Annotated in this window: 13 protein-coding genes; 7 read left to right on the forward strand and 6 right to left on the reverse strand. The window is 63.7% G+C overall.

Going from position 1 to position 14,739, the window contains the following annotated elements:
* A partial coding sequence (locus NKJ06_RS30320; protein WP_352811729.1) for an AsmA family protein occupies nucleotides 1-3,771 on the reverse strand: 3,771 nt, incomplete at its 3' end.
* A 152-nt stretch (nucleotides 3,772-3,923) separates the two neighbouring features.
* On the opposite strand from NKJ06_RS30320, the gene NKJ06_RS30325 reads away from it, so the two are divergent.
* Nucleotides 3,924-4,910: a Dyp-type peroxidase gene (locus tag NKJ06_RS30325; protein WP_352811730.1), complete on the forward strand. Its 987-nt coding sequence runs from the start codon at nucleotides 3,924-3,926 to the stop codon at nucleotides 4,908-4,910.
* A 118-nt stretch (nucleotides 4,911-5,028) separates the two neighbouring features.
* Here the strand turns inward: NKJ06_RS30325 and NKJ06_RS30330 are convergent, their stop codons facing one another.
* Both NKJ06_RS30330 and NKJ06_RS30335 read right to left on the reverse strand, forming a co-directional pair.
* Nucleotides 5,029-5,397 carry an avidin/streptavidin family protein gene (locus NKJ06_RS30330; RefSeq protein WP_352811732.1) on the reverse strand — a complete coding sequence of 123 codons (369 nt, stop codon included), beginning with the start codon at nucleotides 5,395-5,397 and terminating at the stop codon, nucleotides 5,029-5,031.
* Between the two features lie 168 nt (nucleotides 5,398-5,565).
* Nucleotides 5,566-6,978, reverse strand: coding sequence for an FAD-binding oxidoreductase (locus NKJ06_RS30335; RefSeq protein ID WP_352811733.1), 1,413 nt, complete (start codon nucleotides 6,976-6,978; stop codon nucleotides 5,566-5,568).
* 184 nt (nucleotides 6,979-7,162) lie between these two features.
* On the opposite strand from NKJ06_RS30335, the gene NKJ06_RS30340 reads away from it, so the two are divergent.
* Together NKJ06_RS30340 and NKJ06_RS30345 are read left to right on the forward strand one after the other, a co-directional pair.
* A complete protein-coding gene (locus tag NKJ06_RS30340) occupies nucleotides 7,163-7,648 on the forward strand; it encodes a thioesterase family protein (protein ID WP_352811736.1) in 486 nt (161 codons plus the stop codon).
* 144 nt (nucleotides 7,649-7,792) lie between these two features.
* Complete coding sequence (locus NKJ06_RS30345) at nucleotides 7,793-7,990, forward strand: hypothetical protein (protein ID WP_284271956.1); 198 nt, start codon at nucleotides 7,793-7,795, stop codon at nucleotides 7,988-7,990.
* Between the two features lie 26 nt (nucleotides 7,991-8,016).
* On the opposite strand, the gene NKJ06_RS30350 is transcribed toward NKJ06_RS30345, so the two are convergent.
* Nucleotides 8,017-8,496 carry an Lrp/AsnC family transcriptional regulator gene (locus NKJ06_RS30350; RefSeq protein WP_352811738.1) on the reverse strand — a complete coding sequence of 160 codons (480 nt, stop codon included), beginning with the start codon at nucleotides 8,494-8,496 and terminating at the stop codon, nucleotides 8,017-8,019.
* 89 nt (nucleotides 8,497-8,585) lie between these two features.
* Here NKJ06_RS30350 and NKJ06_RS30355 point away from each other — a divergent pair, with 89 nt between their 5' ends.
* A complete protein-coding gene (locus NKJ06_RS30355; protein ID WP_352811740.1) occupies nucleotides 8,586-9,485 on the forward strand; it encodes an EamA family transporter in 900 nt (299 codons plus the stop codon).
* A gap of 14 nt (nucleotides 9,486-9,499) precedes the next feature.
* Here NKJ06_RS30355 and NKJ06_RS30360 read toward each other — a convergent pair whose 3' ends face one another.
* Nucleotides 9,500-10,393, reverse strand: coding sequence for a dienelactone hydrolase family protein (locus NKJ06_RS30360; RefSeq protein ID WP_352811742.1), 894 nt, complete (start codon nucleotides 10,391-10,393; stop codon nucleotides 9,500-9,502).
* Nucleotides 10,394-10,629: 236 nt separating this feature from the next.
* Here NKJ06_RS30360 and NKJ06_RS30365 point away from each other — a divergent pair, with 236 nt between their 5' ends.
* On the forward strand, nucleotides 10,630-10,779 hold the full coding sequence (locus tag NKJ06_RS30365; RefSeq protein WP_352811744.1) for a hypothetical protein: 150 nt from the start codon (nucleotides 10,630-10,632) through the stop codon (nucleotides 10,777-10,779).
* A gap of 9 nt (nucleotides 10,780-10,788) precedes the next feature.
* Nucleotides 10,789-11,226 carry a hypothetical protein gene (locus NKJ06_RS30370; protein ID WP_352633629.1) on the forward strand — a complete coding sequence of 146 codons (438 nt, stop codon included), beginning with the start codon at nucleotides 10,789-10,791 and terminating at the stop codon, nucleotides 11,224-11,226.
* Nucleotides 11,227-11,245: 19 nt separating this feature from the next.
* On the opposite strand, the gene NKJ06_RS30375 is transcribed toward NKJ06_RS30370, so the two are convergent.
* Nucleotides 11,246-13,561, reverse strand: a complete 2,316-nt coding sequence (locus tag NKJ06_RS30375; protein ID WP_352811747.1) for a glucose/quinate/shikimate family membrane-bound PQQ-dependent dehydrogenase — start codon at nucleotides 13,559-13,561, stop codon at nucleotides 11,246-11,248.
* A 311-nt stretch (nucleotides 13,562-13,872) separates the two neighbouring features.
* Here NKJ06_RS30375 and NKJ06_RS30380 point away from each other — a divergent pair.
* Nucleotides 13,873-14,739: ATP-dependent helicase (locus NKJ06_RS30380; RefSeq protein ID WP_352811749.1), on the forward strand; the 867-nt coding region annotated here is incomplete at its 3' end.

Here is a 14,739-nt window from a genome sequence, read left to right on the forward strand (position 1 = left end):
CTCCTGTTCGGCCTGCGCCTTTGCCGCCTCGTCGGCAGCCTGCTGTTCGGCGGCGGCCTTCGCGTCCGCATCCGCCTTGGCTTTGGCGTCGGCATCCGCCTCGGCCTTCGCCTCAGCGTCGGCCTGAGCTTTGGCATCGGCCTCGGCTTTTGCCTGGGCATCCGCTTCGGCCTTCGCTTTCGCGTCGGCCTCGGCTTTCAGCCGCGCGGCGTCCTCCTGCTTGCGCAATTCCTCGGCGGCCTTGTCACGTTCGGTCTGCAGCGCCGCGTAGTAGCGCACCTCGCGCCGCAGCCGCTGCTTCTCGAGCAGTGCGGCCTGCATCGCCTCGACGCGCTGCTGCTCCTTCTCCAGCGCGCGCTGGGTCAGGAACTGCGCCAGCGGCTCGCTGTCGAACTGCCGCTTCACGGCGCCTAGCGGCCCCTCGGCGGTGAAATTCACAGCCGGCTCGGAGCCGACCAGGGCCTCGTCGCCCGGCCGATAGTTGATCGCCCCCTTGGCGGAAATTATGTTGGTATTGAGATCCGCCGTGATGTCGGCGGACAAAGTCGCCGCCGGATTCTCGAGGCTGACCGGCGGTGCCCTAAGCATGCCGCCTGCAACAGTGAAGGCGATGTCGGTATCCTTGGCGGCAAGACTGCCATCGGCGGCGATGTCAGGCGCAAAGCCGGCGGTCTTGGCCGCATCGATGTCACGCCCGATCGCATCCGCCTTGGCGAGGAACGCACTGAACGCATCGGGATTGACGCCGGCGACCTGCAAGCTCTTCAACGCCGCCGTACCGGAGCCGGACAAGGCTGCCACCATCCCTTCGACCGATTTGCCGCTGCTTGACAGCGCCGTCGAGAAATCGCCATTGCCGCTGATGCCGGCATCCGGCAGCACTGTCGCCAGATCGGCGCCCGCCAGTTTCATCTGCCCGGTGAAAAGGCCGGTGCCGTCATTGTTCTTCAGTTCGAACAGACCGGTCAGAGCCCCGCCCAGCAATTTCGCCTTCAGATCTGAAACGCGGATGCCTTCCTGATCGAGCTTGAGCGAAAAGGCGGCATCATACGCGGTGGCGAACCGGCCGGCGGCAAGGGCTGCCGTCGTCAGGTCGAGATCGGCGGTGAACGGCAGGCTGGATTTCTGGCTGAACGGCGTGGCCGGCCACACGCCACCCTTGTCGGTTCCTTCCTTGTCGGCAAGAAAGGCGGAATCGCCGAACAGCGCCACCGCCATCGGATCGAGGTCGAGTTCGTCGAGCACCAGCGCTCCGGCCAGATGCGGCACGCCGTCCTTGACGTCGACATTGACGTCGCCGGACACCGCCGCTTCGTTGATGGCGCCGCTGAGTTCGTCCAGCACCAGCAGCCCGTTGCCATAGTCACCCTGCGCCGAGAGCGACGTCGACATGCCAGCCCCCATGCCTGGCAGGCCGATGCCTGATGTCATCAGCCATGGTTCGATGTCGGCGGCGTCGAGGCTAAGCTTGCCCTTGGCGGCGAGGCCTTGCGGCGTATCGGCGATCGTCCCCTCGAAACCAGCCTTGAAGTCGTCACCGGCAAGGCTGAAACTCGTCGCCAGGCCGCCGCCAAGCGTGCCCTTGGCTTGGATGTCCGTGCTTGCCTCGCCCAGCATGCCAAGCGGCAGCGCCGGCAGGCCGTAAAGCGCCAGCAGCGCAGTGGCGTCAGGATTTTTGGCGTTGAAGGTCAGCGCCACCGGCGCTTCGAGAAGCTTGTCCCCCGCCCCCCTTCCCGACAGCGACGCGGAAAAAGCCGACCCGCCGGCCTTCCCTTGCCCGCTCACCGCCAGGCCCGAGGTGCCGTCGCCATTGTCGGCCGCACTCGCCACCAGGTCGACGCGCGCATCCTGGAACAGCTCGGGATAGGCGGCGGCACGGCTTGCCAGTCCCTTGAGCACGGCGCTGTCGGGATAATGCTGGGCGGCGACGTCGATCAGTGGCTTGAGGTCGACGGCAACCACCGAGGCGTCGAGCTTGCCAGTCGGGCGTTCCGGGAAATCCTTGATCCTGCCGGTGGCGCTGATCGAGGCCCCGGCCAGCCCGCCCACCGACAGCCGGTCGATTTCGAGCAGCCCGTCGCGCAACCTCAGCGCGGTATCGACCGTGTCGGCGGTCAGCCCGCCGGCGCTGACCGGCCCTGCCTTGATCTGGAAATCGAGGTCGCGGTCGGCAAAGCGATTGGCGCCCTTGTCGCTGACGAAGATCGAGGCAAAGGCCGCCAGCCCGTCGACATCGAGCGCGCCGCCTTCGAGCCTCATCAGCACCGATGGTTTGGCATCGTCGGGCTGGCTGGAATCGATGCGGCCGGAGAACTTCGCCTTGCCCAGGATCAATTCGAGGTCGCTGAAGGCTTGCCGCTTCTCCGAGAGGTCGACCTTGGCCTTGAAGCCGGCGGCGGGCAGACGGCGGATCGCCTCGTCGACATCCTTCGACAGCCACGCTGCAAAACCCGAAGGTTGCGCCACGGCGAGCAGCAACGAGCCGTTGAAGCCGAAATGGCCCTCCACGTTGAGTAACAGCATGCCATCGGCTTCCAGCCTGGTGCGACCGGGCAAGGTCGCTGCAAGCGATTTCACCGACCAGCCGCCATCGACCGGCTCGGCGGAAAGATGAACGTCGCGCACCGTGGTGTCGCCGGCCACCACCGCTGGCAGCTTGACCTCGACGGTACCGGGAATGGTCGGCTTCGGCAGATCGAGCAAAGCCTGCTCCAGCCCTGCAATGCGCTGATCCAATGTCAGGCCGGCACCAGCTTGCGCACCCACCGCCTCGTCGAGCTGCACCTGAGCGCCACTGGCTTCGATGGCAAAGCTCGGCTTTAGCCCGAGATCGACCGAGGCCTTGCCGTCGGCGGTGTAGGGATTGTCGAGCGGCCCGGTCTCGAAGCGAAATTCGTCGACACCCAACTTCTGGTGGTCGAGCGAAAACTTGCCGTTCAGCCGAAAGCCCGGATCGGGCTTGCCGGCCGAGACCTTCACCGTCTCGCCATCGGTGCCGCGCAGCTCTGCGCTGTTCTTGTCGGCGCCATTCTTGTCCTGATTTGAAATCTTGAACTGGCCCAAATAGACGGCCGCCCCATTGACGATGCCGGCATTGCCGTCGGTCTCGATGACCAGCGGATAGGCATCGGGATCGGCCTTCAGCCGAAGCCGCATCTGTCCGGTACCTTCTGCCTTGCCGGTGGAGGCCGCGACCGCGGTGCGCAACCCGTCCAGCCGAAGCGTGCCGTCCATGCGCCACGGGCCGGCCAGCGACTTGGCCGAAATGGTCGAGTTGATCTCGGACATGAGATGGCTGCGCCCGCCGGCAGCGTGGCGCAGTTCGACCTGGCCTTCCGTCACCGTCAGCTTCTCGATCGAGATCTGGTTGAGGTCGAAGGGCGAGGATGGCCGCATCGCCCAGTCGACCGTGCCGTCATTGGCAATGTCGATGGTCGCTTTCGGCCGCACCAGCCGCATGTCGAAGATCAGCACTTCACCGCGCAGGAAGGGCGCCAGTTCCGCATCCATCGAAAACGTCTCGACGGTCATGGCCGGCTGGCCGTCGGGGCCACCGGCGACGGCGACATTCGCGAAGGTCACCGACGGGAACGGCAACAGCCTTGCCGTGGCGTCGCCCTGCACGGTCACCTTGCGGCCGAGAATGGCGCTCGCCTCGCGTTCGAAATCGGCGCGGTAGCCGGTCCAGTCGACAAAATACGGCACCACCAGCGCCGCACACAGCACCAGCACAAACAGGCCACCAAAGATCACGAACAGGCGTGCGAGCATCAGCTCCGAACGGGTTGATTGAATTCTGCCGCACTCTACCCGCATCCGCGTGTCGATAAAGAGGCAATTCATCCGGTGTTGCGTGATGTCTCATCCGCGGTTGCGTGATGTCCGGTGATCTGAAACAAATCCCGGCAAAGTGGAGAATTTAGATGTCGGGCAAGAACTGGGATCGCGTGCCGATCGATGCGCAAAGTATCGACGCTCCGCTGTCGCTTTCGGCGGTCTTTCTTGTCGTCAATGTCGCCAACGAGCGGAGCGCGCTCGCCAAGGTCGCCTCCGCGCTGGCAGAACTTGATGATCTGGTCAAGAACGTCGGATTCCGCGATCTTTCCGGGCGGCTGTCGTGCATTGCAGGCATCGGCCGCGATCTCTGGGATCGTTTTTCTCCAGATCGGCGGCCGCTGGAACTGAAACCGTTCGCGCCGATCAAGGGCGCTGTTCATTCAGCCCCTTCGACCGCCGGCGACCTTCTTTTCCACATCCGCTCCGAACGCCCCGACATGTGCTTCGAGTTCGAGCGTATTCTGCTCGACAGTCTCGGTGATGGCGTGACCGTCGTCGACGAGGTCTCGGGCTTTCGCTATTTCGATGCGCGCGACCTGCTCGGCTTCGTCGACGGCACGGCCAACCCGACCGGGCTGGATCTGCCGGCCTCGGCACTCGTCGGCGATGAGGATGCCGATTTCGCCGGCGGCAGCTATGTCGTGGTCCAGAAATACCTGCACGATCTCCAGGCGTGGGCGCGAACCCCGACACCGCTCCAGGAAGAGATCATCGGCCGCACCAAGATCGACAACATCGAAATCGACGATGACGACGCCCCGCGCAAGTCGCACAAGTCGCTCGCCACCATCGAAGATACCGACGGCAACGAATACGACATATTGCGCGACAACATGCCCTTCGGCCGGCCGGGACAGCAGGAGTTCGGCACCTACTTCATCGGCTATAGCAGGTACCTCTGGGTGATCGAGAAGATGCTGCAGCGCATGTATGTCGGTGAGCCGCCGGGCGCCTACGACCGGCTGCTTGATTTCTCCACACCGCACACCGGCACGACGTTCTTCGCGCCAACCCGCCCGATGCTGCAGACGCTTGTCGAGGGCGTGCAGGAGAAGCCTGCGATCACACGCTAACGCTCCGGATTTACTTTCGCTTTGGGCGCATACGTATGTAGTCGACATCCGCTGCTGGCCCTACCGCGATGACCAGAGCGGCGTCGTGCGAGGCCAAATGCTTCGCTGGCCATTGGGACTAGCTTCTTTGGAACGTGTCCGCGCTGGTCGACATCGAACGCCACCAATTCAGTTTTTCGATTTTCGCAGGTTGGCCTTCGCCGCTGGCCCTAATCGCCGCATCCGAGACGACAAACCACAACGTCTCCATTTTTCCCTCTCGAAGCAGGCCGGTATAAGAGACGATTGCATCGCCGACTGGCGTTTTCCCGCCGCCGGCAAAGCTGATGCAGTCGCCGCGGTGGACGCCCAAAATCGGAATTTCCTGGCCATGGAACCTACTATCCGTCAGGGCGGTTCGAAACGATCCCGATATGCGATTATCCGCATCATCGGTGATTTCGACAATGGACCCGTATTGATTCTTCCAGACGCCTTTCCAGTTCATGGGCGACCGCTCCGCTTTGACGATGTTCCATTGGTTGCCGCAACGTGAAAGCTATGAATCGGTTCCGAAGGTGGCGGACCGTTTCAGACCTCGCAGTGCGGCCGATCTCGGTCCAATCGTGGCATGGTTAAGACCAGCTGCCTGCGAAGCTCGCGTCGGAGGACCCGCCTAGTTTCCCGGCAAAATCTTGCCCGGGTTCATGATGTTTTGCGGATCCAGCGCCTGCTTGATCGTGCGCATGATGTCGACGCTGTGGCCGAGTTCATGGCGCAGGAAGCCGATCTTGCCCTGGCCGATGCCGTGCTCGCCGGTGCAGGTGCCATCCATGGCGATCGCTCGCATATTCAGCCGCGCGACGAACTTTTCCGACAGCGCGATCTCCTTGGGATCGTTAACATCCATCAGCACCAGCACGTGAAAATTGCCGTCGCCGGCGTGGCCGACGATCGGCGCAATCAGGCCCATCTCGGCGATGTCGGCTTCGGTTTCCATGACACATTCGGCAAAGCGCGAAATCGGCACGCAGACATCGGTCGACAGACCCTTGGCGCCCGGCCGCAGCGTCAGCGACGACCAATAGGCGTCGTGCCTGGCCTTCCACAGTTTCGTGCGCTCCTCGGCAACGCTGGTCCACAGGAACGGTCCGCCGCCATTCTCCTCGGCGATCATGCCGAAAGTCTCGGCCTGCTCGGCAACGCCGGCATCGCTGCCGTGGAACTCGACGAACAGGCACGGGCTCTCGGGATAGTCGAGCTTCGAATAATTCTTCATCGCCCGCATCTGCAAGGCGTTGACCAGTTCGATGCGCGCCACCGGAATGCCCATCTGGATCGTCGCGATGACCGCGTTGCAGGCCGCCTCGACGCTCGGAAACGGACAGACACCGCCGGAGATCGCTTGCGGGATGCCTTGCAGCTTCAAGGTCAGCGAGGTGATGATACCGAGCGTGCCTTCCGAGCCGACCAGCAGCCGCGTCAAATCATAACCGGCCGAGCTCTTTTTCGCGCGCTTGCCGGTCGTCACCGTCTCGCCGTCGGCCATGACGGCGGTCAGCGACAGCACGTTTTCGCGCATCGTACCGTAACGCACCGCGTTGGTGCCGGACGCCCGCGTCGCCGCCATGCCGCCGAGCGAGGCATTGGCGCCCGGATCGATTGGAAAGAACAGGCCGGTGTCGCGCAGATGTCGGTTCAGAACCTCGCGGGTAACGCCGGGCTCGACCGTGCAGTCGAGATCCTGCGGATTGACCGCAAGAATGCGGTTCATGCGCGATGTGTCGACCGATATGCCGCCGCCCGGTGCGTTGGTGTGGCCTTCCAGCGACGATCCGACGCCGAAGGCGATCACCGGCACACGGTGCGCCGCACAGGCGCGCACGATCTCCTGCACCTCGGCCGTCGTCTCGGGAAAGGCGACGCCGTCGGGCGCCTGCGTCGGAATGTAGGTGGTGGTGTGCGCGTGCTGGGAGCGGATGGCCTGGCCGGTCTGGAAGCGTTCGCCCAGCCGCTGCTTGAGGATGCCGAGCACGGCAGCGATGCCCTCCTCGTTGCGTTCGACCGGGTTGAGGTCGCTCAGAGCCATGATTTCCTCCGCGAATGGACCAGCGCCCATGCTTGTTATGCGTCTATGGATGCCTAAAGCAATTCCAGGAAAAGTGCGACGCGGTTTTCCCGGGAAACCGCGTAGCGCTTTCTCTGAGGAATTGCGTCAGAATGAAGACACTCACCGGCCATGCCGTGTCCAGCACCAGAACAAGGAAGTTTCGATGCCCATCCCTCCTCCCTTCGTCTCCAAGCCCATGGACATCGAGAAGGACTGGATCGATTACAACGGCCATCTCAACATGGCCTACTACAATGTGCTGTTCGACCGCTGCTCGGACGAAGCCTTCGAGGCGATGGGCATGGGGCTGGATTATGTGAGCCAGCGGCGGCTCACCATCTACACCGCCGAAGTCCATGTCTGCTACGTCCAGGAGCTGCATCTCGAGCACAAGGTCACGGTCTCCTTCCAGCTCATCGACCATGACGACAAGCGGCTGCGGGCCTACCAGGAAATCCGCCATGTCGACGGCTGGCTCGCCGCCACCTCCGAGACCCTGTCACTGCATGTCGACATGTCCGGGCCGAAGGTGGCGCCCTTCCCAGCCGATGTGCTTGCCAAGGTCGAAGCCATGCGCGCCGCCCATTCGGCACTGCCGATGCCGGAACGCGCCGGCCGCTCGATCGGGATTCGTCGCAAGCCCGCTTGAAGCCGCTCGGCGCCCGCGTTAACCTTACTGAGGTTTTAACGGGAACAAGCCATTTGAGCCGTTGAACGACTCAGCGGAGCGGTTGAAAACGATCGCATTGGGTTGCGATGCGGGCGGCGCGGCGAGCCGGTTCGAGGAAAGTGCATGAAAACCGACATCAAGGTCGAAGTGGACAGGCTGGCCGCCGATCCGCGCATTACCGACTATGATTTCTGGCGCTCGCTCAAGAACGTCGACAACGAGATCTTCCACATCGCCAACAACAACGAACCGATCCCATTCGACATGATCCGCTGGCGCACGATTCTGAAGCGCGCCCGCCTGAAGCGCGGCCACGCTTAAAACCTTCGCATCGACGATCCTCGCCCTCAAGTCGGGCGCTTCACTGCCGCCAGCGGTGAGCGCGCCACCACCGGCGACGACTGGATGATCGCCGTATTGGTCATCGCGTAAGGGATGATGCGATCGATCACCCGTTCGAGTTCGGCCACCGAGCCTACATGCGCCAGCGCGATGAAACAGTCCTCGCCGGTCACCCGGTCGCATTGCGCGATCTCCGGCAGCTCGCGGATGATTTCGGCCACGACAGCCAGTTGCCCCGGTACCGGACGAATGCGCAGCCATGCCGACAGCGGCAGGCCAAGTGCCGCGGGGTTGATCCTGACCGAATAGGCCTCGATGACGCCGCTCTCCTGCAACCGCTTGATGCGCTCGGCCACGCTCGGCGCCGACAGGCCGACCGAGCGTGCCAGTTCCGCCGTGCTGATGCGCGCGTCCTTCTCCAGCAGGCGCAGGATCTTCATATCCGCTGCGTCGAGGTCGGAATTCTCGTTCCGAAGGCGTTTCATGGAAAATTCCTTGCTTCCGGGAGGAAGATGGCCAGAAGAGCCAACTATCACCCATATAAACAGGCAAATCTGCCTGCGATACTGATCCGATGTATGATCAAACGCAAGTTCCTGCGGCAGACCCTGCTGCTGCCGGTTCCACCCTCGGCAGGCTGACGGAAAAACTGCCGCATGTCTGGTTCGGCGTCAGCGCCGTCTTCCACTATCTCGGGCCGGCATTCGCCGTGCTGCTTTTCCCGCATGTCGGCATGCTTGGCATGGCCTGGCTGCGCATCGCCACCGCCGCGCTGATCTTCGCACCGCTGACCCATCCCTGGCGATCTTTCGCCCGCGCCGATCGCTCGACCCGGTTGCTGTTGCTGGCCTTCGGCGCCTGCCTGGCGGTGATGAATTGTTCGTTCTACCTGGCGCTCGACCGCTTGCCGATCTCGCTGGTGGCGGCGATCGAATTCGTCGGCACCATCGGCGTTGCGGTGATCGGCCTCAGGAGCCCGCGCAATCTCGCCGCCCTTGCCGTCGCCGTCACGGGCACCTTGCTGCTCATCGACGTCAAGTGGTCGAGCGATCCGCTTGGGCTGTTCTGGGCCCTCCTCAACGGCGCGCTGTTTGTCGGCTACATCGTTCTCGGGCATCGCATCGCTGCTTCAGGCGCGGGCGGCGGCATCGCCAGCCTTGGTGCCGCCATGGCGATCGCTTTCGTCATCGTGCTGCCGATCGGCTTCAGAGATGCACTGCCGGCCTTTTTCTCACCGCCGCTGCTGCTCGCCGCCATCGGCGTCGGCATCTGCTCGTCGGTCATCCCCTACATCTGCGACCAACTCGCCATGTCGCGGCTGCCGCGCGCCAGCTTTGCGCTGATGCTGTCGCTGCTGCCGGTCACCGCCACGCTGATCGGCGTCATCGTGCTGCGTCAGATTCCAAGCCTCACCGATTGCCTCGGCATTGCGCTGGTGGTCGCTGGCGTCGCCTTCCACAAACCGGCGCGCTGAAACAACGCGGGAAGCTACGCCAGCTTCTCCTTCAGAAAGGCGATCGTGCGTCCCCAGGCGAGGTCCGCCGCCTTCTTGTCGTAGCGCGCCGCCGAGGTGTCGTTGTTGAAGGCATGGTTGGCGCCTTCATAGACATAGACCGTGTATTCGACATGCGCCGCGTCGAGTGCCTTCTTGAAGGCATCGATGCCGGCATTGATGCGCTCGTCCAGTCCGCCATAGTGGAGCAGCAACGCCGCCTTGATCTTCGACACGTCGGCGGCGTTCGGCTGCATGCCGTAATAGGCGACGGCGGCATTGAGATCTGGCGCGTTGACGGCAAGCATGTTGACCGTGCCGCCGCCCCAGCAGAAGCCGATGGCGCCGACCTTGCCGTTGCCGTCCTTGTCGCCCTTGAGGAAAGCGACGGTCGCTACACCGTTGGCAATGGTCTGCGCCGAATCGAGCTTGGCGAACATGTCGCGCGCCTTGTCTTCATCGGCTGGCGTACCGCCGAGCGGCGACAGAAAATCCGGCGCAAGCGCCACGAACCCTTCCAGCGCCACGCGTCGCGCCACGTCACGGATATGTGGGTTGAGTCCCCTGTTCTCATGCACGACGATGACCGTGCCGAGCTTGCCCGCCTTATCCGCCGGCTTGACCAGATAGCCCTTCATCTCGCCGCCGCTGCCGGCATAGGTTATGTCCTCGCCCTTCACCCGCGGATCGTTGTCGGCGACGATTGCCGCCTGGGCGGAATTCGCCGCCAGAAGCGGCGCGATCGCCGCCGCCGCCGCGCCCGATCCGGCAAGCCGGGTCAGTTGCTCCATGAAGCGGCGGCGGTCGAGTGTCAGATGCGTGTACTCGTCATAGGCATCGATCATCGCCTGAGTGATGACGGGCTTGGTGTTGGCTTCGGCTTTCGTCATGGATGCGCTCCTCGGCTTCGAAAAGTCTCGTTGCGGCGCAAGATAGGGTCGAGACTTGCATGGTCCAGTCACGGTTGGGTGACGGTGCTCACCCGAAAGCCGTGGCAGAACCCACTGCAATCACATTTTGGTCATTTTCGACAATCTTGATGCGGCTGCTTCAATATTAGGGATAGCTGCCTTTGCGGCCTCGTCCCTGCCCTGTGCGCTCAATCTGACCGGAAGGAACAACACCCATGGCCTTTTCCACCCCGATCCTCGCCACCGCTTTCGTGCTGGCCGCTGCCGCACTGCTGGCACTGCGCTCGGCCGCTTCCACCAGGCGATCGATGATCAGGGTCCGTAGTAACCAGCGCCAGGCCGTATCCACGAAAATCCAAGGTTGAGATCAGGTCTTGAACGTCCAGGATATCGTCAACACCGTCTCGCAGAAAGCCGGCCTTGACCAGGCGACGACGGAGAAAGTCGTCGGCACCATCTTCTCGGTGCTCGAACATGAGGCGGAAGGCACCAGCGCGTCGGCGTCTTTCGCCAAAATCCCGGGCGCCGACGACCTCGCCCACCAGTATGATGTCATGGCCGTCGCTCCGGCCGGCGCCAGTGGCGGCTTCCTGTCATCGCTGCAGGGCGCGCTTGGCGGGGTTCTCGGCGAAAAGGCCGGCGCGCTGGTCAACGGCCTCGCCGCGCTCAAGGCGTCCGGGCTCGATTTGGCTCAGATCCAGAAGGCCGGCGAAACGCTGGCCCAGCAAGCCGAAGCCGCCGCCGGCCCTGACCTCACCAACCGGATACTCGGATCGGTACCCAGCCTGAAAAGCCATCTGGGACTCTGCTAGGTCATAGATTGCGCCACCCTCACTTCGGCAGCGCGTAGGCCATCACATAATCCCCCGGCTTGGTGCCGACCGAGCCGTGACCGCCGGCGACGATGACCACGAACTGGCGCCCGTCGGCGACCGTATAGGTCATCGGCGTCGATTGCCCGCCGGCCGGCAGCCGCGCCTGCCACAGCTGCTTGCCCGATGTCAGGTCATAGGCGCGCAGATAGTCGTCGACCGCCGCACCGAGGAAAGCGACGCCACCAGCGGTGATCATCGGCCCGCCGATGCCGGGCACCCCGACCTTCAGCGGCAGCGGCAGTGGCGTCATGTCATAGACGGTGCCGTTGCGGTGCTTGTAGGCGATGGTGCCGGTCCTCAGATCGGCGCCGGCGACATAGCCCCAGGGCGGCGCCTGGCAAGGAATGCCGAGCGGCGACAGGAACGGTCCCATCACCACCGCATAGGGCGCGCCCTCGTTACGGTTCAGTCCCTGCTCACTGCCACGCCCCTCGTCCGGCGGCGGCACCTGATCGCGTGGAATGAGTTGCGACTTGAACGCCAGATAAGTCGGCATGCCTAACATCACTTGCCGGACCGGGTCGACAGCGACGCCACCCCAGTTGAAGGTGCCGAAATTGCCGGGATAGATCAGCGAGCCCTGTACCGAAGGTGGCGTATACCGGCCTTCATAGCGCAGGCCCTGGAATTCGATCCGGCAAGCCAGCTGGTCGAACATGGTGAGGCCCCACATGTCGGCGCCGGTGAGCGGCTTCGGCATGAAGGTAAGATCCGACACCGGCTGCGTCGGCGATGTGTGATCGCCCTCGATGGCACCGCCGGGCGCCGGCACTTCGTTGACAGCGATGACCGGCTCGCCGGTGCGCCGGTCGAGCACATAGAGGTCGCCCTGCTTGGTCGGCCCGACCAGCGCCGGCACCACCGTGCCGTCGGGTTTGGTGATGTCGATCAGGCTCGGCTGCGCCGGCACGTCCATGTCCCAGAGGTCGTGGTGCACCGTCTGCCTCACCCAGCGCAATTGCCCGGTGTTGAGGTCAAGCGCTGTGATCGACGACGAGAACTTCTCGACATTGTCACTGCGCCCGGCACCGAGCTGGTCCGGCGTCTGGTTGCCGAGCGGCACATAGAGCAGGCCGAGCTTCTCGTCGGCGCTCGGCGTCGACCACATGTTGGGCGAGTTGGCGGTGTAGGTCTGGCCGGCCGCCAATGGCGTCGTCTGGTCTGGATTGCCGGAATCCCAGTTCCATAGCAGCTTGCCGGTGGCAGCGTCGTAGGCGCGGATGACGCCCGACGGCTCCTGCGTCGAATAATTGTCGTTGACCGCGCCGCCGACAATGATCTTGCCGCCTGATATCAGCGGTGCCGAGGTCGAGTAATAATAGCCCGACTTCGGATAGGGCATGTTGGTCAGAAGGTTCAGCGTGCCGCCTTCGGCGAAGGCAGGACACACCTGCCCGTTGGCGGCATCGAGCGCGATCAGCCGCGCGTCCGAGGTCGGCAGGTAGACGCGGGTCGCACAAGGCTGGCCGGCGGCGCCGGCAGCATCGGCATAATAGGCCACGCCGCGGCAGGTCTGGTGCTGGCGGTCCTTGTCGAGCTTGATCTTGGGGTCGAAGCGCCATTTCTCCTTGCCGCTCGCTGCGTCGATGGCAATGGCGAAATTGTGCGGCGTGCAGATGTAGAGCGTGTCGCCGATCTTCAGCGGCGTCACCTGATAGGTGGTCTCGCCGACGTCGTCCGGACCCTTAACGTCGCCGGTGCGGTAAGTCCACGCCGGCTGCAGCTGTGCGACATTGTCCGGCGTGATCTGGTCAAGCGGCGAATAGCGCTGGCCGAACTGCGTGCGGCCGTAATAGTGCCACTCGCCGGCCGGCACATCATTGCCGAGATTGGCGTTGGCAACCACCTTGTCGGTGCCGAGTTCGCCGGCAATGTCCTTCGGGTCTGCTGTCATCGAATAACCGGCGACGGCCAGTGATGCCAGCACTGCAAGGATCATCGGCGCGCGCGCATCAGGGCCGACAAGACCTCGCCTCGCCCATGGCGTCAGCAGCCACAGCGCGACCAGCACGATGATGCCGCCGCGCGGACCGAGTTCCCACCAGTCGAAGCCGGTTTCCCAGACCGCCCAGGCAAGCGTGCCGAGCACGATCGCCGCGTAGAGCCACAGCGCGGTGGATCTGCGCCGGTAGAGCAGCCAGGCGGCGATCAGGAATGCGAGACCGGCTATGAGGTAATACCAGCTGCCGCCCAGCGAAGCTAAGCGGATACCGCCGCCGCCGAGCGCCAGGCCTATGAGCAAAAGAATGAGGGAGGTGACGGTGACAGCCAAGATGATACTCCTTCGACTGTTGCGCTTTGCGACGCGGCCATGGGCAACCGGCGTTACCTTCCTGCCCTGGGCACAACTTTCTCCCGCCTGCCGCGCCTGTCAAGCGCGGAGCACACGCCGAGGTGGTAATCCATCTTGCCTGCATCAGCGTTTTCCAGCGCTCTCGGCGCCGTGATGACCGACGAGGCGCGCTCGTTCGGTTTTCGTCGCTCTCGGTTACCGCAAGGCCTGAACGGCGATATCAGGCACTTTACCGGAACAAAACGTAGACACTTCTGGTCTTTCGCTCCCGAATCACTACATTCGGGGCAATGTCCGGCTTTTCCGAAGACATGCCCTTTTTCGACGAACCCAATGCGCGGCCCTCGGCCCCGTCGGGCATTGCTGCGCGCGCCATGGCTGCCCGCAGCGGCCACAACAATGCGCCCGACTATCTGAAGGGGCTGAACCCCGAGCAGCGGCTGGCGGTGGAAACCACCGAAGGTCCGGTTCTGGTGCTGGCCGGCGCCGGCACCGGCAAGACACGCGTCTTGACCACCCGCATCGCCCACATCCTCGCCACCGGCAAGGCCTTCCCGTCGCAGATCCTTGCGGTGACCTTCACCAACAAGGCCGCCCGCGAGATGAAGATCCGCATCGGCGTCCTGATCGGCGAAGGCAATGTCGAAGGTATGCCCTGGCTCGGCACCTTCCACTCGATCGGCGTCAAGCTGCTGCGCCGCCATGCCGAGCTTGCAGGCTTGCGCTCCGACTTCACCATTCTCGACACCGACGACGTCGTGCGGCTGATCAAGCAGCTGATCCAGGCCGAAGGGCTCGACGACAAGCGCTGGCCGGCCAAGCAGTTCGCCCAGATGATCGATGGCTGGAAGAACAAGGGGCAAGGCCCGGCCGATATCGCCGAGGGCGACGCGCGCGCCTTCGCCAATGGCAAGGGCCGCGAACTCTACAAGGCCTATCAGGAGCGGCTGAAGACGCTGAATGCCTGCGATTTCGGCGACCTCCTGTGCCACCCGATCCGCATCTTCCGCGCCAATCCGGACGTGCTGAAGGAATACCACAAGCGCTTCAAATACATCCTCGTCGACGAGTACCAGGACACCAACACAGCGCAATACATGTGGCTGCGGCTTTTGGCGCAGCGGCCGCAGTCCTCCCCCCTCGAGGGGGGAGGACTG

The organism is Mesorhizobium sp. M0293, assembly GCF_040321735.1.
Taxonomy (GTDB): domain Bacteria; phylum Pseudomonadota; class Alphaproteobacteria; order Rhizobiales; family Rhizobiaceae; genus Mesorhizobium.

Coding starts and splice junctions, on each gene's coding strand:
- NKJ06_RS30365 (WP_352811744.1), top strand. CDS start 10,630: ATGGCCTTTTCCACCCCGATCCTCGCCACCGCTTTCGTGCTGGCCGCT.
- NKJ06_RS30360 (WP_352811742.1), bottom strand. CDS start 10,393: ATGACGAAAGCCGAAGCCAACACCAAGCCCGTCATCACTCAGGCGATG.
- NKJ06_RS30330 (WP_352811732.1), bottom strand. CDS start 5,397: ATGAACTGGAAAGGCGTCTGGAAGAATCAATACGGGTCCATTGTCGAA.
- NKJ06_RS30345 (WP_284271956.1), top strand. CDS start 7,793: ATGAAAACCGACATCAAGGTCGAAGTGGACAGGCTGGCCGCCGATCCG.
- NKJ06_RS30350 (WP_352811738.1), bottom strand. CDS start 8,496: ATGAAACGCCTTCGGAACGAGAATTCCGACCTCGACGCAGCGGATATG.
- NKJ06_RS30335 (WP_352811733.1), bottom strand. CDS start 6,978: ATGGCTCTGAGCGACCTCAACCCGGTCGAACGCAACGAGGAGGGCATC.
- NKJ06_RS30325 (WP_352811730.1), top strand. CDS start 3,924: ATGTCGGGCAAGAACTGGGATCGCGTGCCGATCGATGCGCAAAGTATC.
- NKJ06_RS30340 (WP_352811736.1), top strand. CDS start 7,163: ATGCCCATCCCTCCTCCCTTCGTCTCCAAGCCCATGGACATCGAGAAG.
- NKJ06_RS30355 (WP_352811740.1), top strand. CDS start 8,586: ATGTATGATCAAACGCAAGTTCCTGCGGCAGACCCTGCTGCTGCCGGT.